This is a genomic window from Nannocystis exedens, from assembly GCF_002343915.1.
Lineage (GTDB): Bacteria > Myxococcota_A > Polyangia > Nannocystales > Nannocystaceae > Nannocystis > Nannocystis exedens.
Genome location: NZ_NETK01000001.1, coordinates 8,235,602 through 8,259,824, shown reverse-complemented (window position 1 = coordinate 8,259,824; position 24,223 = coordinate 8,235,602). Strand labels below are relative to the sequence as shown.

21 protein-coding genes are annotated in these 24,223 nt (G+C 69.6%); 13 read left to right on the top strand and 8 right to left on the bottom strand.

What is annotated here, in order from left to right:
- The gene (locus NAEX_RS32535; RefSeq protein WP_096331372.1) at positions 1 to 3,324 is read right to left on the bottom strand and encodes a serine/threonine-protein kinase; all 3,324 of its coding nucleotides are present in this window, start codon (positions 3,322 to 3,324) and stop codon (positions 1 to 3) included.
- 595 nt (positions 3,325 to 3,919) lie between these two features.
- Here NAEX_RS32535 and NAEX_RS32530 point away from each other — a divergent pair.
- Both NAEX_RS32530 and NAEX_RS32525 read left to right on the top strand, forming a co-directional pair.
- Positions 3,920 to 4,408 (top strand): hypothetical protein, encoded by a 489-nt coding sequence (locus NAEX_RS32530; protein ID WP_143141414.1) that lies wholly within the window; start codon positions 3,920 to 3,922, stop codon positions 4,406 to 4,408.
- Positions 4,409 to 4,469: 61 nt separating this feature from the next.
- Positions 4,470 to 5,168, top strand: a complete 699-nt coding sequence (locus tag NAEX_RS32525) for a hypothetical protein (RefSeq protein WP_143141415.1) — start codon at positions 4,470 to 4,472, stop codon at positions 5,166 to 5,168.
- A gap of 12 nt (positions 5,169 to 5,180) precedes the next feature.
- Here the strand turns inward: NAEX_RS32525 and NAEX_RS32520 are convergent, their stop codons facing one another.
- Together NAEX_RS32520 and NAEX_RS52370 are read right to left on the bottom strand one after the other, a co-directional pair.
- Complete coding sequence (locus tag NAEX_RS32520; protein WP_143141416.1) at positions 5,181 to 6,233, bottom strand: hypothetical protein; 1,053 nt, start codon at positions 6,231 to 6,233, stop codon at positions 5,181 to 5,183.
- Positions 6,234 to 6,592: 359 nt separating this feature from the next.
- Positions 6,593 to 7,381 carry a WGR domain-containing protein gene (locus NAEX_RS52370; RefSeq protein WP_245913844.1) on the bottom strand — a complete coding sequence of 263 codons (789 nt, stop codon included), beginning with the start codon at positions 7,379 to 7,381 and terminating at the stop codon, positions 6,593 to 6,595.
- A 223-nt stretch (positions 7,382 to 7,604) separates the two neighbouring features.
- Between NAEX_RS52370 and NAEX_RS32510 the strand changes: the two genes are divergently transcribed.
- Positions 7,605 to 8,042 (top strand): hypothetical protein, encoded by a 438-nt coding sequence (locus tag NAEX_RS32510; protein WP_096331368.1) that lies wholly within the window; start codon positions 7,605 to 7,607, stop codon positions 8,040 to 8,042.
- A 470-nt stretch (positions 8,043 to 8,512) separates the two neighbouring features.
- Positions 8,513 to 9,649 carry a DUF4215 domain-containing protein gene (locus tag NAEX_RS52365; RefSeq protein WP_096331367.1) on the top strand — a complete coding sequence of 379 codons (1,137 nt, stop codon included), beginning with the start codon at positions 8,513 to 8,515 and terminating at the stop codon, positions 9,647 to 9,649.
- 170 nt (positions 9,650 to 9,819) lie between these two features.
- Here NAEX_RS52365 and NAEX_RS32500 read toward each other — a convergent pair whose 3' ends face one another.
- From NAEX_RS32500 to NAEX_RS32485, 4 genes are all read right to left on the bottom strand, one after another.
- Positions 9,820 to 11,127 (bottom strand): right-handed parallel beta-helix repeat-containing protein, encoded by a 1,308-nt coding sequence (locus NAEX_RS32500; RefSeq protein ID WP_096331366.1) that lies wholly within the window; start codon positions 11,125 to 11,127, stop codon positions 9,820 to 9,822.
- Between the two features lie 164 nt (positions 11,128 to 11,291).
- Complete coding sequence (locus tag NAEX_RS32495) at positions 11,292 to 12,347, bottom strand: alpha/beta fold hydrolase (RefSeq protein WP_170136176.1); 1,056 nt, start codon at positions 12,345 to 12,347, stop codon at positions 11,292 to 11,294.
- 475 nt (positions 12,348 to 12,822) lie between these two features.
- Positions 12,823 to 13,302 (bottom strand): tetratricopeptide repeat protein, encoded by a 480-nt coding sequence (locus NAEX_RS51060; protein WP_170136175.1) that lies wholly within the window; start codon positions 13,300 to 13,302, stop codon positions 12,823 to 12,825.
- 74 nt (positions 13,303 to 13,376) lie between these two features.
- On the bottom strand, positions 13,377 to 15,134 hold the full coding sequence (locus NAEX_RS32485; protein WP_096331364.1) for an FG-GAP repeat domain-containing protein: 1,758 nt from the start codon (positions 15,132 to 15,134) through the stop codon (positions 13,377 to 13,379).
- 307 nt (positions 15,135 to 15,441) lie between these two features.
- Between NAEX_RS32485 and NAEX_RS48615 the strand changes: the two genes are divergently transcribed.
- From NAEX_RS48615 to tnpC, 9 genes are all read left to right on the top strand, one after another.
- Positions 15,442 to 15,621: a hypothetical protein gene (locus NAEX_RS48615; RefSeq protein WP_143141417.1), complete on the top strand. Its 180-nt coding sequence runs from the start codon at positions 15,442 to 15,444 to the stop codon at positions 15,619 to 15,621.
- A 184-nt stretch (positions 15,622 to 15,805) separates the two neighbouring features.
- The gene (locus NAEX_RS32480; RefSeq protein ID WP_096331363.1) at positions 15,806 to 17,266 is read left to right on the top strand and encodes a DUF4215 domain-containing protein; all 1,461 of its coding nucleotides are present in this window, start codon (positions 15,806 to 15,808) and stop codon (positions 17,264 to 17,266) included.
- Positions 17,267 to 17,562: 296 nt separating this feature from the next.
- A complete protein-coding gene (locus tag NAEX_RS32475) occupies positions 17,563 to 17,955 on the top strand; it encodes a transposase zinc-binding domain-containing protein (RefSeq protein ID WP_096331362.1) in 393 nt (130 codons plus the stop codon).
- 852 nt (positions 17,956 to 18,807) lie between these two features.
- Positions 18,808 to 19,119, top strand: a complete 312-nt coding sequence (locus tag NAEX_RS32470; protein WP_096331361.1) for a hypothetical protein — start codon at positions 18,808 to 18,810, stop codon at positions 19,117 to 19,119.
- Complete coding sequence (istA, locus tag NAEX_RS32465) at positions 19,116 to 20,090, top strand: IS21 family transposase (RefSeq protein ID WP_143825671.1); 975 nt, start codon at positions 19,116 to 19,118, stop codon at positions 20,088 to 20,090. Before NAEX_RS32470 ends, istA begins: the two co-directional genes overlap by 4 nt.
- A complete protein-coding gene (locus NAEX_RS51055) occupies positions 20,087 to 20,272 on the top strand; it encodes a hypothetical protein (protein ID WP_096331360.1) in 186 nt (61 codons plus the stop codon). Before istA ends, NAEX_RS51055 begins: the two co-directional genes overlap by 4 nt.
- The gene (tnpA, locus tag NAEX_RS32455) at positions 20,269 to 20,628 is read left to right on the top strand and encodes an IS66 family insertion sequence element accessory protein TnpA (RefSeq protein ID WP_096327575.1); all 360 of its coding nucleotides are present in this window, start codon (positions 20,269 to 20,271) and stop codon (positions 20,626 to 20,628) included. The genes NAEX_RS51055 and tnpA overlap by 4 nt, the downstream gene beginning before the upstream one ends.
- Positions 20,625 to 20,999, top strand: coding sequence for an IS66 family insertion sequence element accessory protein TnpB (tnpB, locus tag NAEX_RS32450; RefSeq protein WP_096325695.1), 375 nt, complete (start codon positions 20,625 to 20,627; stop codon positions 20,997 to 20,999). Before tnpA ends, tnpB begins: the two co-directional genes overlap by 4 nt.
- A complete protein-coding gene (tnpC, locus tag NAEX_RS32445) occupies positions 20,996 to 22,693 on the top strand; it encodes an IS66 family transposase (protein WP_096331359.1) in 1,698 nt (565 codons plus the stop codon). The genes tnpB and tnpC overlap by 4 nt, the downstream gene beginning before the upstream one ends.
- A 60-nt stretch (positions 22,694 to 22,753) precedes the next feature.
- Here tnpC and NAEX_RS32440 read toward each other — a convergent pair whose 3' ends face one another.
- Complete coding sequence (locus tag NAEX_RS32440; RefSeq protein ID WP_143825747.1) at positions 22,754 to 24,196, bottom strand: IS1380 family transposase; 1,443 nt, start codon at positions 24,194 to 24,196, stop codon at positions 22,754 to 22,756.
- Positions 24,197 to 24,223: the final 27 nt, after the last annotated feature.

Sequence of the window (24,223 nt, the reverse complement as noted above, 5' to 3'; positions counted from 1 at the left end):
CTAACGCTGCAGCCACGCCTCGACCGCGGCGAGCTGTTCGGCGAACGCCTTGCCCTCCTCGCGCAGCGTCGCGGCGGCCTGTTCGGCCAGGTCGCGGCTGCGCGGCGGGTCGGTGGCTTGCAGGGCGCGGGCCAGGCCGAAGCGGGCCTCGGCGAGCTGGTGCCTGGCAATCCCGCCCTTGCTGCGGATCTGCACCGCCCGCTCGAACAGGGGGGCCGCCGCCGCCGGTTGCTCGCGGGCCAGCTCGAGCTCGCCGAGGGCGACCAGCACCTCCGCGACCTCCGGCGTGTCGCGGCCGAGGGTCTCGCGGATCGCCAGCGCCTCGGTCAGGCTCGCCTCGGCCTCGGTGCGGGCGCCGCGGGCCAGGTGGGCCTCGCCGAGGCGCAGCAGCGACGTCGCCGTGGCCGGGTGCTTGCGCCCGCGGGCGCGCGCCGAGATCGCCAGCGCCCGCTCCAGCGTCGCCACTGCGGCGGCCGGATCGCTGCGGCGCTGCAGCATCCCCAGCGTGTTGAGGAGCGGCGCGAGGTCGGGGTGATCCGCGCCGAGCGCCGTCTCGGCCATCGCCGCCGCCTCGCTCGCCTGCGCCAGCGCCTGCTCGCGCTCCCCGCGAGCCGCGCGCACGAGCGCCAGGTTGCGCAGCGAGCTGGCGATGTCCGGGTGGCCGGCGGGCAGCATGCGCTGCTGGATCGCCAGCGCCCGCTCGTGCAGCGCCTGCGCCTCCGCGTAGCTGCCGATCCGGTAGTTCAGCGTGCCCAGGCTGTCGAGGATCGCCACGACCTCGGGGTGCGACTCGTCGAGCTTGCGCTCGCGGATCGTCAGCACCCGCTGCAGCAGCTCGCGGGCCGCCAGGCGGTCGCCCTCGAGCAGGTCGAGCAGGCCGAGGTTCTGCAGCGTGACCGCGACGTCGAGGTCGTTCGGCCCGAGCCGGGCCTCGCGGATCGCCAGCGCCCGCGTCAGCAGGGCCCGCGCCTCGGGGTAGCGGCCGCGCACGTGCTGCAGGCGCCCGAGGTTGTTGAGGGCCGTCCCGACCTCGAGGTCGTCGGGGCCGAGCGCGTGCTCGGCGACCGCCACCGCCTCCTCGAGCAGCGGCAGCGCCGCGTCGTAGTGGCCGCGCTGCTGCTCGAGCAGGCCGAGGTTGTTGGCCGACACGCCGACGGCCGGGTGGTCGGCGCCGAGGGCTTCGCGGCGGATCGCCAGGGCCCGCGTCTGCGCGGCCAGGGCCGCGTCGAGCGACTCGCGGGTGCGGTGGATCCCCCCGATCACGTCGAGGGCCGCCGCGACCGTCGGGTGGTCGGGCCCGAGCAGCTCCTCGCGGATCGCCAGGGCCTGCTCCATCTCGGCCAGCGCCCGCTCGTGCTCGCCGCGCGACGCGTGCACCAGCGCCTGGTTCTGGGCCAGGCTCGCGCCCAGGAGCCCGCGCGTCTCGCCGAGCCGCTGGACGATCACCTCGGCCGGCAGGGCCCACTGCAGCGCCTCGGCCGCGCGGGCGCGGTCGCGGCCGATCGTGCCCACGAGCTGGATCGCCGCGCCGGCCGCCACCTCGTCGGCGCGCAGCGCCTCCGCCTCGACGTAGACCTGGCGCAGCGCCTCCTCGGCGCGGTCGAACGCGTCGCCGCACTCGGCCAGGTCGGCGACCAGGTCGCGCGCCGTCACCACCAGCGGCGGGTGCGACAGCGCTTCGGCCGCGGCCAGCATCGCCTCGGCCTGCGGCAGCCCGCTGCAGTCGCCGGCCGCCAGGCGCCCGCGGGCCTGCTGCAGCTCGCGGCGCAGCGCGTGGGCCCGCTCGCGCGTGTCCGGGTCGTCCGGCGGCGCCGGCATGCGCTCGAGGTAGCTCTTCTCGGCGCACGGCTCGAGCTGCGAGAGCCCGGCCACCGCGGGCACCAGGCGCTGCACGTTCGCCGCCGAGTCGGCGGTGAACACCTCGAGCAGGGCCGCCAGCGTCTCGCGCTGTTCGTCGAGGCAAACCACTGCCTGGCGGTAGAGCGCCGGCGAGCGTGTGCCGTCGACCTCCGCCTCCGTGCACACCTGCGAGCGCAGCTCCGACCACTGCCCGGCCCAGCGGTCGACCCGCGGCACCGCCTTCTGGAACGCCGACTCGGCGAACGGCGCCCCCGTCGCCAGCAGCGCCGCGTGCAGGGCCGCCTGGGCCCGCTCGTTCCACACCTCGTCGATCTGCCGGCCCGCCGCCGCGCAGGCGGCCGCGCTGCGGGCCCGCAGCCCGAACACCCCCAGGACCAGCAGCGCCGCGGCCACCAGCCCGAACATCAGCGGCCGCCGCCGCTGGCGCGCCAGGCCTCGCTCCAGCTCGACCAGCAGCGCGTCCATCGAAGCGAACCGCCGCGCCGGCGAGCGCGACAGCCCGCGCTCCAGCACCCGCCCGAGCCACGCCGGCGCCCGCCGCTTGCCCTCCGGCGGCCGCGGCAGCGGCCCCTCGGTGACCGCGAACATCAGCTCGTGCACCGATTCGCCGCGGAACGGCCGCTCCTCGTACAGCGCCTCCCATAGCGCCACGCACAGCGCGAACTGGTCGGTGCGGGCGTCGACCTCGTCGTCCTGCCACTGCTCCGGGGCCATGTACGCCGGCGTCCCCAGCCGCGTCCCCGCGCGCGTCAGCCGGACATCGGTCGCGCTCGCGCGCAGGTCGCCCGGCAGGCTCGGCTCGCGCGACAGCCCGCTGATGCCGGCGCGCGCCAGCCCGAAGTCCATCACCCGCACGCGCCCGTCGCCGTCGACCATCACGTTGTCGGGCTTGAAGTCGCGGTGGACCAGGTCGACCCGGTGCGCCGCCGCCAGCCCGCGCGCCGCCGCCGCGAACACCTCGACGATCTCCCGCAGCGAGCGCCGCCGCTGGCGCAACCACGTCCGCAGCGTCACCCCGTCGACGAACTCCATGGCGATGAAGACCTCGGCCTCCTCGCCGTCGCCGACCACCCCGACGTCGTGGACCCCGACCACGTTCGGGTGGGCCAGCTTGGCCAGCGCCCGCGCCTCGCGGATCATCCGCGCCGCCTCGCCGGGGCCGGCGTCGGGCCGCAGCAGCTTGAGCGCGATCTTGCGGTCGAGCTCGGGGTCGTGCGCGGCGTAGACCGCCCCCATCCCGCCGGTGCCGAGCAGCGACAGGACCACGTAGCGCCCGACCACGCTGCCTCGCGCCCGCGTCGGCCGGACCGCCTCCTCGCCCGTGGCCCCCAGCCCGCCCCCCGCCGGCAGGGTCTCGGAGATCGCCAGCAGCGCCTCGCGCTCCTCCGACGGGCGCCCGCTGTCCTGCCGCACCTGCAGCAGTGTTCGTTCGTCGTGGTCCACGGAGCGGCGGCCGATCGTCATGCGGACCTTAGCCCGGGTGGAGTACCCGCGGCCCGGGAAAAAATTGCCCCGGCGGGTGCAAAAACTCCGAGGTCGCGGATCCGCCCACCCCCCGCGGCGAGGACGCCCTCGCGCCGCCACGGGGCAACGGCGGCACAGACAGTAAGGTGTCTCTCAAGACATGTCCATTCAACCACGTCCGAACTTCGTCCGTCACGACCTGGCCCGAGCGGCCGGCTCTGATCGATGGGCCACTTCGGACCCGCTCGCCAGATACGCGTCCGGTCTTTCATAACTGTTCGAACAGGGGGGAGCAGGCTCCGAACGCTACCCCCAGGAGATAGCCCGATCTCGGATCCGCCATCTACTGATCCAGCGAGAGCAGGGTACCAACGACGGAGTCATCCGGTCCCCGAAGACAGCCGGTGCCCATCTGGGAGCCGGCCTGAGAGCGACGTCCTGCCTTGCAGTCACGATCGAATGGGCCGGTCCCGTCGGAGACCCGGGTTGCGACTTCGATCCCGAGGAAGTTTGCGCAATATGGAACATTGAGACGATCTACGTCTGCAGCTGTGTCCATGCCCAAGATGGTCAGTGGTGGGACTATGACGAAAACATGCCCTGCACCGCCGGACGATGTGGGCTGGTGTGCGGCGGGCAGGCGGTTCCGACCGAGTTTGCCGGCCACTGCAAGACCGGCGAGGAGTCCGTCCCGACCGAAGGTGGGTATAACTGCAACGATTGCGCTCCCGGCGACCTGATCGCCAATCCGTCGACCAACGACTACGGCATTTCCGGCCACCTGGTCAGCGCGTTGGAATATGACGTCACCGCACTCTACGAATGCGACTCGGCCCGGATCGATGTCACAGACGGCCTGGTTGTCGAGAGCGCGGTCTCGACGGACATGGCGTACCTCCTGGGGTTGCGAAACGGCGACAAGTTCGTCGAGGTCAATGGGATACCGCTGGGCGACCCGCTGGAGGCGTTCGCGGCTTACGTGGAGCTGTGGTTGAACCAGGCAGAGACCTCGTATACTCTCAAGGTCCAGCGGGGGACTGGATTCGTGTACTTGACCTACGGCATCATTTTCACCTCACCATGACCCGGAGATTGAGATGAAGCCGAGCCGACGCCTCCTGAGCCTCCCGGTCCTCCTCGGGGCGGTGATCCAGGCGAACATCGCCGAGGCGGCGAGCGTCGGTCCGCGGGGTAAAGTCCGGGTCGGCGTGGAGACGGAAGTCTTCTCCTGGACGCGGGCCACCCCGTACCGCCTGCCACTTTCCATGACCGGCTCGCCGCCGAGTCGTTCACACGAGCTCGGCTTCGGCCCGGGCCGACCCGTCTCCATCGACGGTCGGCCGGCGGGGGGAGGCTCGCTGCTCGCTCTCGGGGTCGGCTACGGCAGCCACAAGCACTTGCTCCTCGGCGCACGCTTCGGCATGAATTTGACGCATTCGTTCGAGCGCAACGACGACCCGTCGGACGACCTCAACGATGACGAGACCACGCGCTTCCTGGGCACGCTGACGCCTTACCTGGAGATCCTCCCGATCTCCGAGGGCCGGGTCCTGCCCTACATCCTGGTTCGGGCCGGTCTCACAGGAGCGACTGCGACCTCTCGCTACGGTGATACGTGGACACGGATCGGCGCGCTCCTCCCGTTGGCGGGTGCAGGCGTGGGCGCTCACGCGTTCATCACGCCAGCCATCTCGATCGATTTCGGAGCAACGTTTGACTATCGCTGGGTCTATGGCGTCGGTCGCAGCGGTGGACCCGGGAACCCGGGTAGTTCTTCGGGGTGGTCGAGGACAGGGCAGTCTTTCACGCTGGCAGCCGTCCTCGGCCTCTCTGCCTGGTTTTAACCGCCAGCAGCGTCACGGAGGCGGGCTCACGTACTCGATCGTGACCGAGGCTTCCCCTCGCGCTTCGTCGTCCGCCGAGAATCGGAGCAACAAGACGTGTTCTCCCGGGTATAGCAATCCCTGGATCGTCTGCCCCCCGTTCGAGCCGATGCTCTGGCTCTTGATTTCAAACGAGCACGCGTTGAGGATACCCTCGACGCCAGCCCCTTGAACCGTGAAGTCATAAGCACCGGCTTCGGCGATCTGCACGACAAAGGTCGCCTCGAACGCGGGATGGCCATGAACGATCCCAGGGCCGAAGAACGTTCCGTCCCCGCACTGGCTGGCGATGGTCGTATCGAGAATGCCGTCCGCCGTCCATTCCAGTTCATTCCCGTCTCCACAGCCCAGGGGCTGAGCCAGCCCGTGTACCGCCTCGCTCATCTCCGCCAAGGCCTCGCTCCACGAGCGCCCGTAGATCGACTCGAAAGCACTGGAGAACTGTTGCACGCCGGCGCTCGCATCCAAAGCTTCGCGAAACGCACGATACTTGCCGGCGCCCTCGCGCGAGAAGATCGAACCGACGAAGTGTTGCGCGAGCAGATAATCTACCTCGCCGTCCGCCACCATGGCCTCGAACGCCGCGGGAAAACCGTTCACCACGCCCGCTGTCGACTTGCCCGATCCCAGGTACTCGGCCAACCCCTCGCCGAGCACCTTCGAGCCCGCCGCGCCGAGCGCGGGGATCTCGACGGCGTGCACGAGCTCGTGCCGATTCGAGACATTGCGCGAGACGATCAGACCCGTCCCTTGTCCCTCGTCGTACCGATAGCAATCGACCGAATGCTCACAAGCCCAGGACTCCCCGGACTCCATGTACAGGTTCCAGACGAAGCTGATTCGCCCCGTCGGGACGTCGACTCCGAGCACCTCGGCGACCTCCTCGACGAATCGATCCTCACGCGCGAGAAAGTCGTCCATGCACAGGACGGACGGATCTGCATCCGTGTGATAGTCGATGTATTTGCTGCTCGCGACCAGCGGCGGCAAGCTCTGCTCCGCGCAACCTGCGGCCCAGACAAGCATCGTCCACAGGGAGAGGCTCCTGGTTCGCACGGCCGGCACCTTGAAGGGAGAATACTCAAGATTAGCGGCCTCTCAACGTCGCCCAGGAGGTGAGCGCCGTCACGGTTGCCGGGACACGCCCGGTTCAGGCATCGTTCGACCCATCCTGCGCGGCGCCTCGCGGGGCCGAGGCGCGCGCGCATTCGCCCCGCGCGACCGCTCGAGCCGACACGTCAGGCGCCGCGCTGTCGGCCGGCCTCGACCGCTCTCGGCGACTACCCCTTGCGCTCCTCGGGCCAGCAGCGCCTCGGCCTTCGTCTTGAAGGGCAGCGCGATGGACTCGTTGAAGCGAATCAGGTCCTCGTCGCTGCACAACGCGATCACCGTCTCGAGCGCGGCCTTCCGCTGCTCGCGATCCTTCGTCTCCGAACCGAGCGTGAACCACAGCTCGTAGCTCTTCGGGCGGAGCTCCGTCGCGCTCGAGGCAGCGCACGCGGAACGCCGGCGCGGTGCCGGTCGGGATCTCCTGCGCCAGGTAGTGCCGCTTGGCCTTGATCGCCGTCGTCACCACCGCCAGCGCCTCGCCGTCGCGGCCGAGTTTGTGCAGCGCCCGCGCGAGCATGGACGCGAAGACGGGCCGGTCCCGCGAGGGGGGTCAGCCGCTTCGCGTTCGCGGCGGCCTCGGCCGTCAGCGGCCAATCCTTCAGGTCGTCGGCAGCGCTGGCGACCTCACCCCAGAGATCGCGCTCGGCGGCGTACTGCCGCGCGAGCGGCAGCGCGAGCGCCAGCTTCTCGGCGGGCTTCATCAGCGCCTGGATCGTGGTGATCGCCTTCTTCAGCTCCTTGGGCGGCATCTTCGGCAGCCCGACGTTCTGGGCGGCCGCGTAAAGCTCCTCGTACTTCGCCTGCTTCTCGTCGCTCTCCTCCCGCGATTGCGGATCGAGCGGTGCCTTCTTGGCGAGCGTCGTGAGCAGTTCGAGCTTCGCGGCCTCGCGCTCGGCCTCGGCCTCCGAGGCGAAGGCCTTGTCCTTCGCGCTCCCCGCCGTGCCGATGCGCCCGTAGCACACCGACATGCTCTTGCCCTCGACCGTGATCCCCCAGAACTTACTCGCTGAGCCCTCGACGAGCTCGAAGCGCCGCTTCTCTGTCATGTGATTCGTGGCGCCCATGGACATTTTCTCGGCGCTTCTGGCAAGCGTGTACGATCCCGGGTAGCAGCTTTGTCCCTGATCGGACCTCGAAGCCGCGAACGTCTGCGGATGGGAGCACGGGACGAACACCGCGCCAGCCGGGCGAGCGCGACGCAAGGCGACAGGCTCGCATCGACGCGACGGCCGCGGGCGCGCTTCCCCGGCCGGTCTTGGGTAGTGAAACGAGGCACGGAGCCCCGACATGACGACCCCCCACGAATCGACCGTTCCCCTCGCCCCGCTCGCCGACGCCTTCGCGGTCCGGCCGTTCACGGCCTGCCTCGCCGCGTTCTCGACCCTGGCGGAGGGCGACCCGCGCGAGCAGCAGCTGGACGGCGCGCGCCGCGCCTTCGCGTTCGCCGAGCTCGCGGCCTGGCCCGGTCCGCCGCCGCACTGCGCCCTCGTCGAGCTGGACGAGCCGCCGCCCGGGGTCCTCGCCGATCCGCGACGGCTCGCGCGCCTGCCGGCCTTCGCCCCGCTGATCGGCACCTGGAACGCGAAGGTCTCGGGCCTGTGGTTCGGCGGCGCGAACTGGATCGTCGCCGACCTGCGCTTCACCCACGAGCAATTCGACGAGGAATCGGACGTCTCCTCGAACTTCTCCGCCGGCCTGGCGCTGTTCGCCGTCGAGGGCGGATAGCCGCGGCGGTGTGGCCGTGGCGGCGGCGCGAGGCCTTCGCCGCGGTCCTCGGGTTCGCGCCCGAACGAGCGAGCGAGCCCCACGCGTGCCAGTTTTGGTTCGGCGAATGACGCGAGCGGTCGCCGCTCCTCGCGTCCTGTCCGCGCCCCAGGGCGCCTGCTCGGTTCGTTCGTCACACCAGAATCGCGACAGCCCCCCGGGGCCGCTTGAATCGAGCAGTGATGCCGGGCTCGTACGACCGCGCCATCGAACGGGATTCCGCTCGCGTCGCGCGGTCGACGTGTAACAGGGATCACAGGGCCGCGGTGTGCTCCGCGCGACATGCTCACGTGGAATGGCGACGCCTCGGCGCCGCCTGCGCTCGCAATTGGGATGGAATGCGAGTCCATCGATTTTCCCGGATACGGTATCCATCCGGTGCAAGGATGGCGTGACGGGAAGCCTCGGTCAGCTTGTGTCCGAAATTCCCCATGCCACGTCTCACCATTTTGCTCGGTGGTTTCTTCTCCTTGACTCCAGTTTGCCCGTGGTACGAGCCAGAGCTCCCCTCGGGCGACGATATTCGGGACGACGACGACCATGACCCCGACACGGGCGCCGGCGCATGCGGCGATGGCGTAATCGACCCCGGTGAGGAGTGCGACCTCGGCCTGGCCAATGCCGACGACGGCGCCTGCACCTCGGCCTGTCTGCTCGCAGCCTGCGGCGACGGCCTGATCCGCGTCGGCGTCGAGCAATGCGACGACGGCGGGAATTCCTCGAGCGACGGTTGCAGCGACACGTGCATGACCGAGGCCTGCACGTGGGACTTGGACGGGCATACCTTCCCCATCGACGTGTGGACGGGCCAGGCCGTACTCGGCGAGATCGCGTTCGACGGCGACTGCGATCTCATCGTCGGGGGCGGCGAGGAGACGGCGAACATCTACCGCGTGGACCGCAATGACGGCTCCGTCTCGTTGGTAGTCCAGGGCCTGCCTCACTCCATGGTCTCGGGCATCACCCACCGCGCGAGCGACGACAGCGTCTACTTCGCCGCCGGTATCCCCGATCACCTCTACGCCCTCGATGACCAGGATCAGGTCGAATCGATCATGCCGCTGGAGGTGCCGATCCTCAGCCTCACGGTCGCGCCGCAGGGCTTCGGGGACTTCGGCGACCAGCTCATCGCCGTCTCCTACGGCCCCCCGCAGCTGCTCGCGATCGACGTCGACAACCACGTGATCACCCCCTTCGCGCAGTCCGCCTCGCTGCTCAGCGTGGCGACGTTCGGCGGCGATGGCACGCTCTACGTGGCCGACTGGGGCGGAGATCGGATCCTCACGGTCACCGCCGACGGGATTTTCACGCCGTTCTACACCGGCCTCGATGCTCCGGACGGCCTGGCCATCGCGCCCGACGGCGCTCGCATGTTCGTCGCGCACCTGAGCGGCGCCGGTCGCATCGACCAGATCTCGCTCCCCGGCGCGACGCTGACGCCGGGCGTCGAGTTCGAGCTCGGTACCGGCGCGGCGCCGACCGGCATCGTCGTCGACGGCGCGAATCATGTGCTGTTCGAGATGCCGCTCGGCGGCCACGCGGTCGTCGACGTGTTCGACGCGCCCTGATCGGGCGGCGCTGCCACCGTCGATACCCGCCCGTCATCGTGGCCGACGAGGACGGGCCACCGCTCACTGCGGAGGGATGCGCACACCTCGCCGCCGGCGCTCTGCGCCTGCGTGCGCTACGTGTTGCGCTTCGCCCGATCGCCTCGGCATCCTGCGCCCGAACGCAGGCGTCACGGGCAAGCGGAGGTATTGTCGCTGGTGTACAGGCGCTTCCAGCCGTCGACGAAGTGGTCGGGGCAGCTCGGCGGGACGTAATCGGCGCCGCCCTGAATGTACGAGAAGGGCGGGAGCTGCTCGCCGCCGTACCCGCAGTGCAGCCCGTTGTCGCGGAACTCGTTCTGCCACGACGGGCACTCGCCGCCGGGCTTGGTGCAGTTCGGGTTGGCGTCGGGGTCGCAGTACCAGTCGGAGTAGAAGGCGACGCTGCCGGTGTTCTCGAAGGTGTTGTCCTGGATGAGGTTCGCGTTGCTGTCGTCGCGCACGCGGATCGGGTCGCCGCTGATCTCGGTGAATTGGTTGCTGCGGATCTGATTGCCCGTGCTGTGATGGGCGATGTACACGCCGTGCATCAGCCCGGCCTTCTGCGCGTGGTTCTCGATGGCGACGAAGTGGTTGTTGCGGATGTCGTTGTTGCGCGAATTGACCAGGTCGATCGCGCCGTAGCCCTCCTCGCCGGGCACGTGCAGGCTGCCGATCTCGGTGAAGTACACGCCGAAGATCCGGTTGCCCCCGTTCCAGCCGCCCTCGGGATCGAGGCGATTGCCCCGGAAGTACAGGCCGTAATGCAGGTAATGCTGGATCTCGAGGTAGTAGAACTCGAGGTGCGTCTCCTCCCCCGGGGCGACGTCGAGGGTCAGGAGGGCGCCCGCGCCCTCGCCGTCGAACACCGGGCGACCGGCGATGTCGTCGATCCCCTCGCCGTCCTCGTAATCGGCCGGCATGAAGGCGATCCGGTGGTCGGGGTGATAGTGGGTCCAGGTCACGCTCTGGCCGACGTAGGTGCCCTGGGCGATCCGCACCTCCACGTCGCGGTCGGGGGCCGCAGCGACGACGATCTCCTGGGCCCGCGCGAGGGTCAGGACGGCGTCGTCGGGCGACAGGCCGCCATGGGCGTCGTCGCCCGCGGGATCGAGATAGACCGTGAAGGGGTCGTCGTCGCCGGTCGTGGTGGTGGTGGTGCTGGTCGTGCCGTCGGTGGTCGTGAAGCCCGTGGTGGAGTCGCCGGTGACGGTGTTGCCGTCCGTGGTGTCGTGGGTGGTGCCGGTGATGGTCGAGGGCCCGGTGGTCGGGGAAGCGCCGCTGCTGTCGTTCGTGCCCGGCGAGTCTGCGGTCGCGGCAGCGGTCGTCCCGTCGGAGTCGGCCCCGGTGGTGCTCGTGAGGGACGCCGTGTCGGAGGTCGCGGTCGTGTTCGCGTCCCCGCAGGCGCACACGAGGGCGAGGGCGATCGGGAGGGGCAGGCGCGCGGAGGAGGTCGACATGCCGGCATTTTGCTCGAGTCGGCCCGCGCCGTCGTCGCCCCATGGCCGTGTCGTGCGAAGAATGGCGAGCCGCGAAGTCGTCGACGCGTCCCCGAGAGCCCGCGCCGCTGGGGGGTCCGTGCTGCAGCGACGCGCGCTCGCGCCGCTCGCGGGGCGCCCTCGATTCACGGCTGCAGGCGCGCCTCGAAGTCGAGGACGATCTGCAGGAATTCGTCGGTTTTTTCGAAGTGCACCGAGTGACCGGAGTCCACCTTGACGAACTCGACGTCGGCGAGGAGAGAGCGGGCCTGCTCGGCCTCGTCCCCGCTCATCGCCCCGAGGAGCACGCCGTTGTCGTCGACGCTCCAGTTGGCGTGGATCAGGACGGTGGGGACGGTGATCCGGGACAGCGTGTCCGCATGGTCGAAGTCCTGATGGAAGGTGTTGTCGTGGAACGCCTCGCCGAAGCGGGGGTCGTAGGACGACAGGGCCCGGAGCAGCTCGTTGAACTCCGGGGGCGCGCCCTCCAGGACCACGGGCTCGTCAGGGTGGTCTCGCCGGTAGGCGAGCGCCTGCTGCTTGATCATCTCCCCGAGGTCGGGCGGGAAGAACGTCCACAACAGGGTGTGCTCGAGGTAGTAGGCCGTGAAGTCGGCCTCGCCGCTGAGCAGGAACTCGTGGGCGAGGGTGCTGAGGTCGACGTAATTCCAGGTCTGCTCCGCGCGCGGCAGGACCGACGAGAAGAGCGGCGGATCTTCCAGGATCACGCCTCGCACCTTCTCGCGCGAGTGGGCGGCGAGGTCGGCCGCGATGAGCCCGCCCGAGGAGTGGCCGACGACGGTCGCGGGCTCGCCCACGACCTCCGTGAGGAACCGGCTCATGGCCGTCGACAGGGCCCGCGCCGTGTACCGCTCCGGGACATGGTCGGAGCCTCCGTGGCCGAAGCAGTCGACCGCGAAGACGTGGTAATTCTGCGTCAGCGTGGGCAGGGCGCGGTTCCAGGTCTGCCAGTCCGTCATCTGCCCGTGGATCAGGAGCAGCGGCGGCCCGTTGTCCGGGCCCTCCGCGTAGTTCATCGAGGCGCCGTCCACCGCGAATTGCTTCTCGACCACCTCGTCCTCGCCGGTGTCTCCGGGGTCCGGATCGGCTTCGCTCGTACAGCCCGTCGTCACGAGCACCACCGCGGCGGCCAGGTTCGCGCAGATCGATCGCACCGAGAACTCGCGTTCGTCCTTGATCATCGTCGCCCTCCCTCGTCTCGTGGGGCGGCGACGGAACCGCGAACCGACGGCTCCTATTTCTCGCGGATTTGCGGAGGTCGAAGGCGGGGGTCGAGACGAACTCGGGCCCGCGCAGGACAGCGACCTGAACCTGTGGACGCAAGCGGCCCCATGAAGAAGCAAGGGTCCGGAGCGCGAAACCCAGGCAGGGGCAGGCCGTGTCGCGTCGTCGTTCGACCCCGCGAGGTCTCCCAGCCTGCATCGCCGGGCCGGGCTCGCGGCGTATGTCTTTCGGGACATCCGAAGCGCCGGGTACGGCGGCCCCGTCACATTGTCTGCCGGCCCCGTGGAGCATCCGGGCGACGCGAAGCGAGCCGCCCGCGGCGGATCTCCCGCTGTCGATGCGAGCCGGCAGTCGTTGGCGATGAAGATACGCGCTTCCCGCTCCTGCGGCGGGATGCACAGCTCGCCGCCGGCGGCGAGCTGACGATCTCGCTCAGCGTCGAACCAGCCCCCGCTGATATTCCGTCAACGCGCGTTCATAGCCGTCGAATGCATCGTGAGGGGCGACCTGGAGCGTGAGACGGAGCAGGGTCGCCAGCGCTTCACGAGGACGGCCCGCCGATTCGAGCGCCAGGGCGAGGAACGCTGCGAAGGGCGGATAATCCGGGTGCCGTGCGGCCGCCTCGGCGAACACTGCGACCGAATCCTCGTGGCGCCCCACGTTCCGCAGCGTCGAACCGTAACCGACCGTGAAATGGCGATGTTCGCTCGCCGGGACCCCGAGCCGCCGCGCCGCTTCATAGTGGACGAGCGCGCGCTGCTCCTCGCCCGCGCGGTCGAGGCCGTACGCCGCTTCGATCTGGGCGAGGACATCGCCCGGCGCTCTCGCAACACACGCGCACGCGGCAGCGAGGTGGTCCTCGTGTCGCTTCGCCTCCCGCAGCTCTCGCACTCTGGCGACCTCGTCACTCACGCGTCTCTCCTCGTCGGCGAAGCGATCGCAATCGCCTGATCGCAGGGTCTGTCGGGCGTCCTCATGCTCGCTCGTCACTGCGGCGGGATGCACACCTCGCCGCCGGCGGCGATCTGCGCCTGCGTGCGGTACGTGTTGAGCTTCGTCCAGTGCGGCGGCTCGAATTGCGGGATGGTCCCGTCCTCGCGGACGTTGGTGACGTGGTAGGTGTGCTGGTTCCAGATCCGCCGGCCCTGGACCCACCGATCCTGGACGTCGCGCACCGCCTGGACCGTGAACGGCACCACCCCGCCGTTGAGCGCCGTGTTCGAGACCACGAGGATCTCCGACGATCCGTCGTTGTCGATGTCCGCGACCACCGGGTATTCGATGATCGTGCCCGACAGGTGGGGCGTCTCCATCAGCGGCGTGCCCATCTCGTCGAACACCCACACGGTGTGCTCGTCGGCGTAGATCGCCTGGGCCTTGCCGCCGCCGATGAAGTCGAACGCCGTGCCGCCGGCCTGGCCGCTCTGGTCGACCACCATCGCCTCCCACAGCGGCGTCTGATTGGTCTCGTAGACCCCGTAGAAGTTGGGCGCGCTGACGCCGAACTCCGGCTCGCCGTCGCCGTCGAGGTCGTGGATGTTGATCGGCCGGCTGAGGTCGCCCTGGTTGTTGGGCGTGAAGTTCCACGCCAGCGTGCCGTCGTGCTGGCGCAGCTCGATCTTGTTGTCGAGGGCCAGCAGCACCTCGGGCTGCGGGTCGGCGTCGAGGTTGGCGACCTGCGGGAAGACCCAGCCGAACTGGTTGGTGTCGTACCAGGTGCTGCCGTCGGCGTGGAACGCCGCGCCGCCGACCAGCACCTCGAGGCCGGGCTGGCCGTCGAGGTCGGCGATGGCCGAGGCGTTGTAGGACGAGTCGTTGCCGCGGGTCCAGATCTCGACGCCGTTGTGGTCGTACAATTTGGCGCCGGCGACGATCTCGACGTCGCCGTCCTGGTCGATGTCGGCCAGCGCGATCGAGCCCGACTGCGAGCCCGGCCACACGGTGTTGCTCTTCCACTTGACCTGGCCGTCGTGTTCGAACGCGATCAGGCGGCCGCCGTAGCCCGGCTCGATGGCGACGATCTCGGCGATGCCGTCGCCGTCGATGTCGCCGGCCGCCGGCGTGCCGCCGAACTGCACCAGCTCCGCGGCGAAGAAGTGGACCGCCCCGGTCGCGCCGTCGAGCACGTAGAGGCGCGACGGCGGCACGTCCGACGTCTGGTCGGGCCCCGCGACCACGACCACGTCGGGGATGTCGCACAGGTCGATCTCCCCGTCGCCGTTGTCGTCGGTCAGGTTGACGACGAGCGGCGTGACGATGCAGTTCTCGAACCCCGGCGGGCCCGTGAACGTCCACTGCGGCTCGGGCTCGAACGAATCGGGCGGGGCCTTGTCGGTACAGTCGCCGATCGCGTCCATGTCGTCGACGACCTTGCACGACGACGGCGGCGCGCCGAAATCGGAGCTGCTCGCCATGTCGAACTTGACCGGGTCGGTGGCCGTCTCGTCGGTGGTCGAGCTGCTGGTGCTCGCCGACGGATCGGTCGGCCCGGTGGTGCCGGTCATCGTCCCGCTCATCGTCCCCGTGCTCCCCGTCGAGGTCCCGGTCTCGCTGTCCGAGCCGCCCTCGGTCGGGCTCGTCGAGGTCGGCACCACACTGGTGGTCGGGTCGGTGCCGTTGCTCGTGCTCGCCGTCGTCTGTCCCGCCGTCTGTCCCGCCGTCGCCTGCCCGCCGTCGTCGCCACAACCGACGAGGGCGAGCGCGAGCGAGACGAGAGCGTGGGCGACGGGCGTGCGGGTCGACATCGCCGGCCATCGTACACCACGTCCAGGGCGGCCCGGCGACCGGCTTCACGCTCGCCCGCGCGCGGACCTGGGCGCAGCGGGCCGCGTCCGCCCTTGAAGCTCGCCGACGCGTCGTCGCCCCCGCGCGGACGCGCGGCGAACTTGCGACCTCGTCCGCCGTCCGGCCGCTCGCCCCTTCGCCCTCGCCGACCTCTCCCCGGCGACGCCCCTGCTCTCGCTCGTCCTCGCCCATCACCACGCCGCACCGCCGCGCCGGTCGCGTCGCGTCGAACCGAGACCGCTCGACCTTCGAGCGCCCGGATCCTCGATGGCGAACCAGGATCGACGCGCCACGCCACGCGCTTCATTCCACTTCACGGCTGAAATCGGTAGCGATGCGAAGCCGGCCAGCGACATCATCGAATCGAATTTTCGCGGCCTTCCGAAGATCGCCGAGAATGAAGCTCCGTTCCCGGTCTCGGTGACGGGCCTATGGTCGCCCGCCTGACCTTGCTGAACGCGGCGCGCGTCCGCAGCTCGCCCATTGCTTCGAATGGTGCGATCACGATTCATCGCAGGAGCGTCCCTCGAAATTTCGGTGAATCGACGAGCTCCGACGGTCGACTGCTGCAGCGACCGTCCGCGCCGTACTGCGCCGACTCCGAGAAACAACCACCAGGAATCACGACCCCATGCCCACGAAGTTCCCCTCCGAGCGTTTCTTTCACCCTGGCCTCCTCGCCGCCGCGCTGCAACTCGTGCCGCTCGGCTGCGACTCCACCTTCGAGATCTCCCTTCACGTCGACGTCTCCTCGCCCGACGCCTGCGGCGATGGCCTGCTCGACCCCGGCGAGCAATGCGACCACGGCGCGGCCAACGGCCCGGGCCAGGTCTGTCGCACGAACTGTACGTTCAACGTCTGCGGCGACGGCGACATCAGCCCTTACGAGGAGTGCGACGACGGACCGGGCAACGGCGACGACCGCGCCTGCACGCTCGAATGCCAGCACAACGTGTGCGGCGACGGACTCGTCGGCCCGGACGAGGCCTGCGATGACGGCGACGCCGTCGACAACGACGAATGCAGCAATGCCTGCGCCCTTCCCACCTGCGGCGACGGCCTCGTCCAACCCGGCGAGGCCTGCGACGACGGCAACGCGGTCGACGACGACGAATGCCGCAACACCTGCGTCCTGTCCGTCTGCGGCGACGGCCTCGTTCAGCTCGACGAGGCCTGCGACGACGGTGCCGCCAACAGCGACGCCGGCGATTGCACCCTCGCCTGCGCCCTCGCGACCTGCGGCGACGGCCTCGTCCACAGCGAGGGCAGCGGCGCGGAGGAGTGCGACGACGGCGCGGGCAACGGCCCCGGCCACGCCTGCAACGCCGCCTGTATCCTCGACGTATGCGGTGACGGCGACCTCGGCCCGGTCGAGGCTTGTGACGACGGCAACGACGTCGGCGGCGACGGCTGCAGCCCGCTGTGCGAGTTCGAGGAATGCGGCAACGCGATCGTCGATCCCGGCGAGGAGTGCGACGACGGCGAGAACAACGGCCCCGCTCAGGCCTGCCGGTCGGACTGCACCAGCGCCGTCTGCGGCGACGGTATCGTCGCTCCCGGCGAGACCTGCGACGATGGCAACAACGTCAGCGGTGACGGGTGTAACGCCAACTGCACCGTGCCCAAGCGCGTGTTCGTCAGCAGCACGTATTACACCGGGAACATGGGCGGACTCGACGGGGCCGCGGCGTCATGTACGGCCCGGGCCGCCGCCGCAGGGCTCGGCGGCACGTGGCAGGCCTGGCTCAGCAGCGCCACGAGCACACCGCTGACCCGCTTCACCCCGTCGACCAGCGGCTACGCGCGGGTCGATGGCATCATCATCGCCGACGACTGGGCCGACCTGCTCGACGGCACGCTCGACGCGCCGATCAGCCTCACCGAATTCGGCACTGCCGCCAACGGCGCCGGCGTGTGGACCGGCACCAACGCCGACGGCACCGCCGCCCTCTACATGTGCGGCGGCTTTACCACGACCCAAACCTACCACGGCGAGACCGGCAGCTTCTCCGCCACCAACGCGACCTGGTCGAAGGCCGACCAACCGCTCACCTGCGCCGGCACCCGGCGAATCTATTGTTTCGAGCAGTGAGACCCGGACTTCGCCAACCCTTTGATCGCGCTCGCCTTCGCCCCAAGTCCGCGTCCTGGCACAGAAATTCTGCTAGTGCTTGAGAGCCCGTGAGTCCCCAGGACTCACGGGCTTCGACCTGTCTCGTGGAGAGATACTGGAGACGCTCCAGGTCCCGCGCCCCGTGGGCGGCCCATCTGCAGGCCACCCGTCCAGCCCGCAAGCCAGGGCGCGGCGATGCGGCGCGCCGGTTCAGCAGCGCCCACGGCGACTTGGTGAGCAGTCGCGAGCGGCCGCGCGGTGCAGAGACGGGCGCCATGCCCGCGTGCGCGAGGCCGGGCGTCTATGTCCCACGGCAGACCCACGACTGCGATGCCGCGGTGCTGGTGCGCCGGCACCTCGCCGACTTCCTCGCGCGCCTCGAGGAGAGCAGCCATGGTCCGTTGCCGGAGTTCGTGAAGGCCGAGCTCGAAGGGTTCGCGGGGTGCGGCGACTTCGCTCGAGGCTTCGTGCGGACGGCCTGCCGCACCTGCGGGGACGAGCTGCGGGTACCCTTCGCGTGTCGGGGCCGCGGGTTCTGTCCGTCGTGCATGGGCCGGCGGATGGCCGAAGGCGCCGCGCTGCTCGTCGATCACGTGCTGCCCGCCGTCGGGTATTGGCAATGGGTCCTCTCGTCGACGATCCAGCCGCCGACCCAGCCGTCGGCCTGACCCCAGTAGAGGCCGGCGTAGTCGCCCACGACGGAGGTACTGGTGAAATCGTAGGGCCGTAGGTAACGCCTTCGCCGCGGAGTTCGGCGCTGAAGTGGTCGCCGTTGATATCGAGGTCGACGGCGGCACCATCGGCGTTGGTCAGGGTGCCGGCGCCGCCGTCGAGTTGACCGTGAAACCATGCGCGTTAGCGCCGGCCAGGATCCGCGTGAATTCGCCGACGAGACATGCCGCCGGTGTCGCAGCGGCTCGGCGGCTCCTGCCTGATGTGTAAGCCAGCCCACCAATCGGGCCGAGGGTGAACCAGGCCAGCTGGTCCTTGGGTTGAATTCGCGGACGGGAACGGCGCTGCGGGTAGAGAGGTGCTGCCGTCAAGAAAAGGGTGAGCGCTGCGGTGTGTGGCAGCCCGCAGCGCTCGGTGTCGAAGATGACCCTAAGGTCAGGCGATGATCGACGGGTGAAGGTACCGCGGCGATCTCAGGAAGGCAAGTGGATGTCGACGGCGGAGTGGCGACGCCATCGACGACGAGCGGGGATTCCGAGCATTTCTGTGCGGGCGGTGCCGACAGCTCGTCGTGCTGTGCCGCCGGTGTGATCGAGGTGACCTGTACTGTGGGCCAGTTTGTGCCGGGGCGAAGCGGCGGGAATCACTGCGCCTGGCCGGTCGTCGATACCAACAAACCACCGCTGGGGCCCGTCGGCACGCCGCGCGCCAGCGACGGTACCGCGAAGCGGTCCGGCAGAAAGTGACGCATCAGGGTCTTCCCGCAAGCGAGGGCGACGGCAGGCTCCGGAGTGACGCGGCCGAGACCACCACGGAGGTGGTCGGCGCGCGCAGGAGCGAGGAACCACATGCTGGAAAGACCATGGCGCTCGGAACTTGTCCTGAAGGACAGCCGGGCGAGGCTGACCGTGACATCGCGGTCGCGGCGACTGCTCGAAGCGGACCTGCCGTACCTGGGCGAGGAGAGGCTGGCGCTGCGGCACATCCTGGAGGGCCTGGCCTTGTGGCAAGGCCCGCCACTCCTGCTTGCGTGCGATGTGGACGCGGATCTGGCGGATGGATCCGGCAGCGCCCGCGCCGTCCCCGGGCTCCTCGTGCCCCCAAGCCCCCTGGTGCGGGCGTCGATCGGCGTCCGCGTGACGGACCGAGGTGAGCCATGAAGCGGATGACCCCCGAGATCGAGGCGGAGATCGTGCGTCTCCATTCTGCGGAGCACTGGCCGATCGGGACCATTGCTCGTCAGCTCACGATTCATCACAGCGTCGTCCGTCGCGTGCTCGGCCGCAAGGAGCTCATGGGCCCGACGCTGAGCGAGCGGCCGTCGATCGTCGATCCGTACCTCCCCTTCATCCGCGAGACGCTCGCCGCGTACCCGACGCTGTCCTCGAGCCGGCTGCTCGCCATGCTCAAGGAACGCGGCTATCCCGGCCAGAGGTCGCGCCTGCGCGAGGTCGTGGCGCGGCTGCGGGCCCGTCCGAAGGGCGAGGCATTCCTGCGACTCCGGACCTTGCCCGGCGAACAGGCGCAGGTCGACTGGGCTGACTTCGGGACGCTGAAGATCGGCCGCGCCGAGCGCCCGCTGATGGCATTCGTGGTCGTCCTGAGCTGGTCGCGTCGACTGGTCGCGCGCTTCTACCTCGGGTCGCAGATGCCGGTCTTCCTCGCCGGCCACGTCTACGTCCTCGAGCGTCTCGGCGGGGTGCCGCGGGAGCTGCTCTACGACAACCTCAAGAGCGCCGTGGTCGAGCGGCGGGGTGACGCCATTCGCTTCAACCCCACGCTGCTGAATCTCGCCACCCACTATCGCTTCGCCCCGCGGGCCTGCGGACCGCGGCGAGGCAACGAGAAGGGTCGCGTCGAGCGAGCGATCCGCTACCTTCGTGAGGCATTCTTCGCGGCCCGACCCTTCGACGGACTGGACGACCTCAACGCCCAGCTCGAGGCCTTCTGCGACGGCCCCGCGATGGATCGGCGCTGGCCCGAGGATCAGACCCGCACCGTCCGCGAGGCCTTCGCCGAGGAGCAGCCGCGGCTACGTATCCGTCCGGAAGACTGCGTCGTGAATCGAGATCCTCGAGCAGCTACAAGGCCCCTCGAGGAGGATCGATGTCGAGGAAGCGTAACGACTTGAAGGAAGAGCGCGGCGCGGTCGTGCTGGCGCCGCAGCCGGTGAAGCGGGGTAGCTTCGCGTTGCTGGTACCGGACGACATGAAGTGGGAGGTTCGAGGCGTGAGCGGCGGCTACCGGATCGACTTCCGGCCGATGACACCGCAGGAGCGGGCGCGTCGGCTCCGGGAGTGGAGGCAGCTGTGACGGCGAGCAAGGTGGCGGATCCGGCGATCTGGGAGAAGCGGGTCGAGGCCCTCGAGGCGAGCGGGCGGAGCTGCCGGGAGTATGCGAAGCAGATCGGCGTCAACCCGCACACGCTGGCGGGCTGGCGGTGGAAGCTGCGGCAGCGAGCTCGGACGGGAGCGACGCCGGCGAGGCCCCGCGCAGCGGCGGGCGAGCGCGACTTCGTGGAGGTGACGAAACAGGTGGCAGCGGCGTTGGTGGCGGAGACCGGAGTCATCGAGGTCGAGCTCGGCGGTGCGGTGGTGCGGGTCCGCGGCGAGGTCGACGGCGAGATGCTCGCGCGGGTGCTCGGCGCGGTGGGAGGACGGCGCGGATGATCCCGAAGAACGTCCGCGTCTTCGTGTGCACCGAGCCGCAGGACATGCGGAGAGGATTCGATCGGCTGGCGCTGGCGGTGCGGGCGGAGATGGGCGACGATCCGCGGAGCGGCGCGGTCTTCGTGTTCCTGGGCCGGCGCGCCGATAGGCTCAAGCTGCTGTGGTGGGACCACAACGGCTTCGCGGTGCTGTACAAGCGACTGCACCGCGCGACGACGACGGCGCCGAAGGCCGCGAGCCCGTCGCAGCGCTCGATCGAGATCGACGAAAAGAGCCTCGGTGCGCTGCTGCGGGGCGTCCCGCGGCATCCAGGACGCGGGCGTGAAAACGCTCTTGACGTGGGCGCGCGAACGAGTAGTAAGGACGCGTGAGCGAGATCGAGCTCCTGCGCAGCGAACTCGAGAGCAAGGAGGGCGAACTGCTCGCGCTGCGCGAGGCGCTGTCGAAGGCGTCCTCGGACCGCGAGCAGTACCGGGCGCTCTACATGCAATTGCTCGAGCGCTGTCGGCTGCTCGAGAAGGGGATCGTCGTCGGGAAGAAGGCCGAGCGCTTCCAGGGCGACGAGGAGGCGCAGCTGTCGATGCGCCTCCTGGGCATGCTGCTCGGCCCGGACGAAGCCGAGGCGAGCGCGGACGAGGATAACCTCGACGACGCGCTGGCCGAGGAGCTCGACGGAGACGAGGACGACGAGGCGAGCACGACCCGCCCCACGGATGCGTGTGAGCCGCGGCGGCGCCGTCGCGGGCGGCGCAAGCTGCCGGAGGCGCTGCCGCGCGTCGAGGTCGAGGTCCTGCCGCCGGAGGTGCTGCTGGAGGGCCTCGAGAACTTCGAGCGGATCGGCGAGGTCGTCAGCGAGACCGTCGAGCGCCGGCCGGGCGCGATGGTGGTCGCGCGAATCGTGCGGCCGAAGTTTGTCCGCAAGAATGCTCCGGCGAGCGAGTCGATCGAGACCCAGCTGGCCGATGAGACACCCGAAACCCCTCCCGTGGTGATCGCGCCGCCGCCGGACAAGCCGATCGAGCGCGGGCTGGCCGGACCCGGGCTCCTGGCCCACACGATCGTGCTGCGCTGGGGCGATCACATGCCCGCCCACCGCCAGGAGGCGATCCACGCCCGCGAGGGCCTGCCGCTGTCGCGTCAGACGATCTGCAGCTGGCACCAGCAGCTCGCCGACCTGGTCGAGCCGCTCGTCGACGCGATGATGGCCGACGCCTTCCTGTCGCCGTACGTCTGCGTCGACGCGACCGGGGTGCTCGTGCAGGCGCCCGAGCAGTGTCAGCGCGCCCACTTCTGGGTGCTCGTCGCCCCGGGCCGGCATGTGCTGTATCGATTCTCGCCGAGGCACGACAGCGAGGCCGTCGATCGCCTGCTCGCCGGTTACAAGGGCTATCTCGTCTCCGACGCCGCGACCGTCTACGACCACCTCTTCCGCGACGGCGCCGTCGTCGAGGTCGCGTGCTGGGCTCACTGCAGGCGCTACTTCTTCAAGGCGCTGGGCACTGAGCCGGAGCTCGCCAGGCACGCGCTCGGGCTGATCCGCAAGCTCTTCAAGGTCGAAGAGAAGCTGGCCGACGAGAGCCGCAAGCGGCGCGAGTCGGTCCGCCGGAAGCTGTCCGCGCCGATCGTCGACGAATTCTTCGCGTGGTGCGCCCAGCAAGCCGAGGTCGCCCTCGACGGCTCGCCGCTCGCCGCAGCCCTGACCTACGCCACCAACCAGAAGGCCGCGCTGCGGCGCTTCCTGGACGACGGCCGTCTGCCCCTCCACAACAACATCTCCGAGCGCGCGCTGCGGCGCGAGGCGGTCGGTCGCAAAAACTGGCTCTTCGTCGGCAGCGACGACGGCGCCCGCGCCAACACGCTCTTCGTGTCCCTGCTGGCTAGTCCGGATTTCTCACCACGGATAGGTGGGGCCCGGCAAGCGGCTGTCAAGCGGCTTGGCGGGAGGTTGTTGGACGCCGTCGACGTGAGCCGCGAGGCCGCGCTCGTTACGCCCGGGGCTGGCGCGAGATCGAGCTGTAAGAGGGATTACAAAGCCGGCTACGCGTTTTGGGTGACCTGCGCATAAGGACAGACGAATCCCGGCGCGCAGCGCAGCGCACCATTGTGTGACGGACGGCGAGGGCCGTCAGCGTCTCATGACGTGATGACGGTGGAGGTTCTCGAGGACGCGCCACCACACGTGCTGGAGTGGGAAGACTGAGCTTAGGGAGACGCGGATCCTGCGGACCGAGGCGGTGACGATGGCGCCGATCTTGAGCAGCCGCGTGCGGATCGTGGAGACCTGGGCGTGGGCGAGCTCGGTGCCGGCGAGGGCGAGTCGGCGGAGCTCGTTGAGGATCATGTAGGCGACGGACGAGAGCCACAGGCGGAGCTGGTTGGCGCGCAGCGTGTGGGCGCTGGTGCGGTCGGCGAAGAGGCCGAGTTGCTGCTCCTTGATCCTGTTCTCCATGTCTCCGCGAGCGCAGTAGAGGTCCTCGTAGAGCGAGCGCGCGTCGTACTCGTCATGCGAGAGGTTGGTGGCGACGAAGCGCGGATTCTCCTTGTCCGTCGTGTACTCGGCCTTGCCGACCACCCGGCGCTCTCGCGACCACGTCCGGTTGGTCTCGTAGCGAAAGTCCTTGAAGACGCGTGCTTCCTTGCCGGTCTGCTCGGAGGTGGTGCGGGCCTGCGTCATCTCGTCCTCGATCTCGGCGATCAGGCGCGAGTTCTTCTGCAGGCCGAGGACGAAGAAGAGGCCGTTGTCCTCGCACCAGCGCATGACCTCGTCGCGGCAGAAGCCGGAATCGCCGCGCACGATGATCCGGACGGCCGGCCAGCGAGCGAGGATCTGACTGACGATCCTCTCGAGCTCCTCGACCGCGCCGCTGACTGGCTGCTTGTCGGCGGTGTTCAGCGCGGCGCCAAGGATGAAGTCGCCGCAGAAGACGTACAGCGGCAGGTAGCAGTAGCTGTCGTAGAAGCCATGGAAGAAGCGACCCTCCTGCTTGCCGTGTACGGGGTCGTCCGTCGCGTCGAGATCGAGGACGATCTCGGCGGGCGGCCGATCGTGCGCGGCCAGGAAGGTGTCGACGAAGAGGCGCTGAATCCCGTGGTCGTCGTAGCTGATCTTCTTGTAGCGCTCGTCGCCGGCCACCGTGGGCTTCGCCAGCTCCAGGCGGTTCAGCGTGCTCTTGCCCGCCAGCGCATGGCCCCGGTCGCGCACCCGCTTGCGCTGCTCGCCGGTCGGATCGGCCTTGCCTATCGCCAGCGCGAGCAAGGCATCGTCGCGGAGCACGTCGTGGTCGTTCAGGTCCTCGTAACCACACAGCAGGCCCAGCACGCGCTGCGCGAGCAGTTCCTCGACGGTGTGCTCGACCCGGCTCGGGTCGCGGTGGTCCCGAAAGCAGGCCGCGAAGTCCCGAAACACACCTGAACTCTTGGTCAGCTCGCGCAGCAACAGCAGGCCGCCGTCCGAGCTGACCCGCCCGGCGTCGAAGGCGGCCTCGACACGCCTCCGCCCGGCCGGTTGAAAATCGAACTCGGTGCGGATACACCTTGTCGTGTTCCGGCCGTACCCCTGGGTGGTCAGCAATCGTTTCACACCCGCTCGAACTCG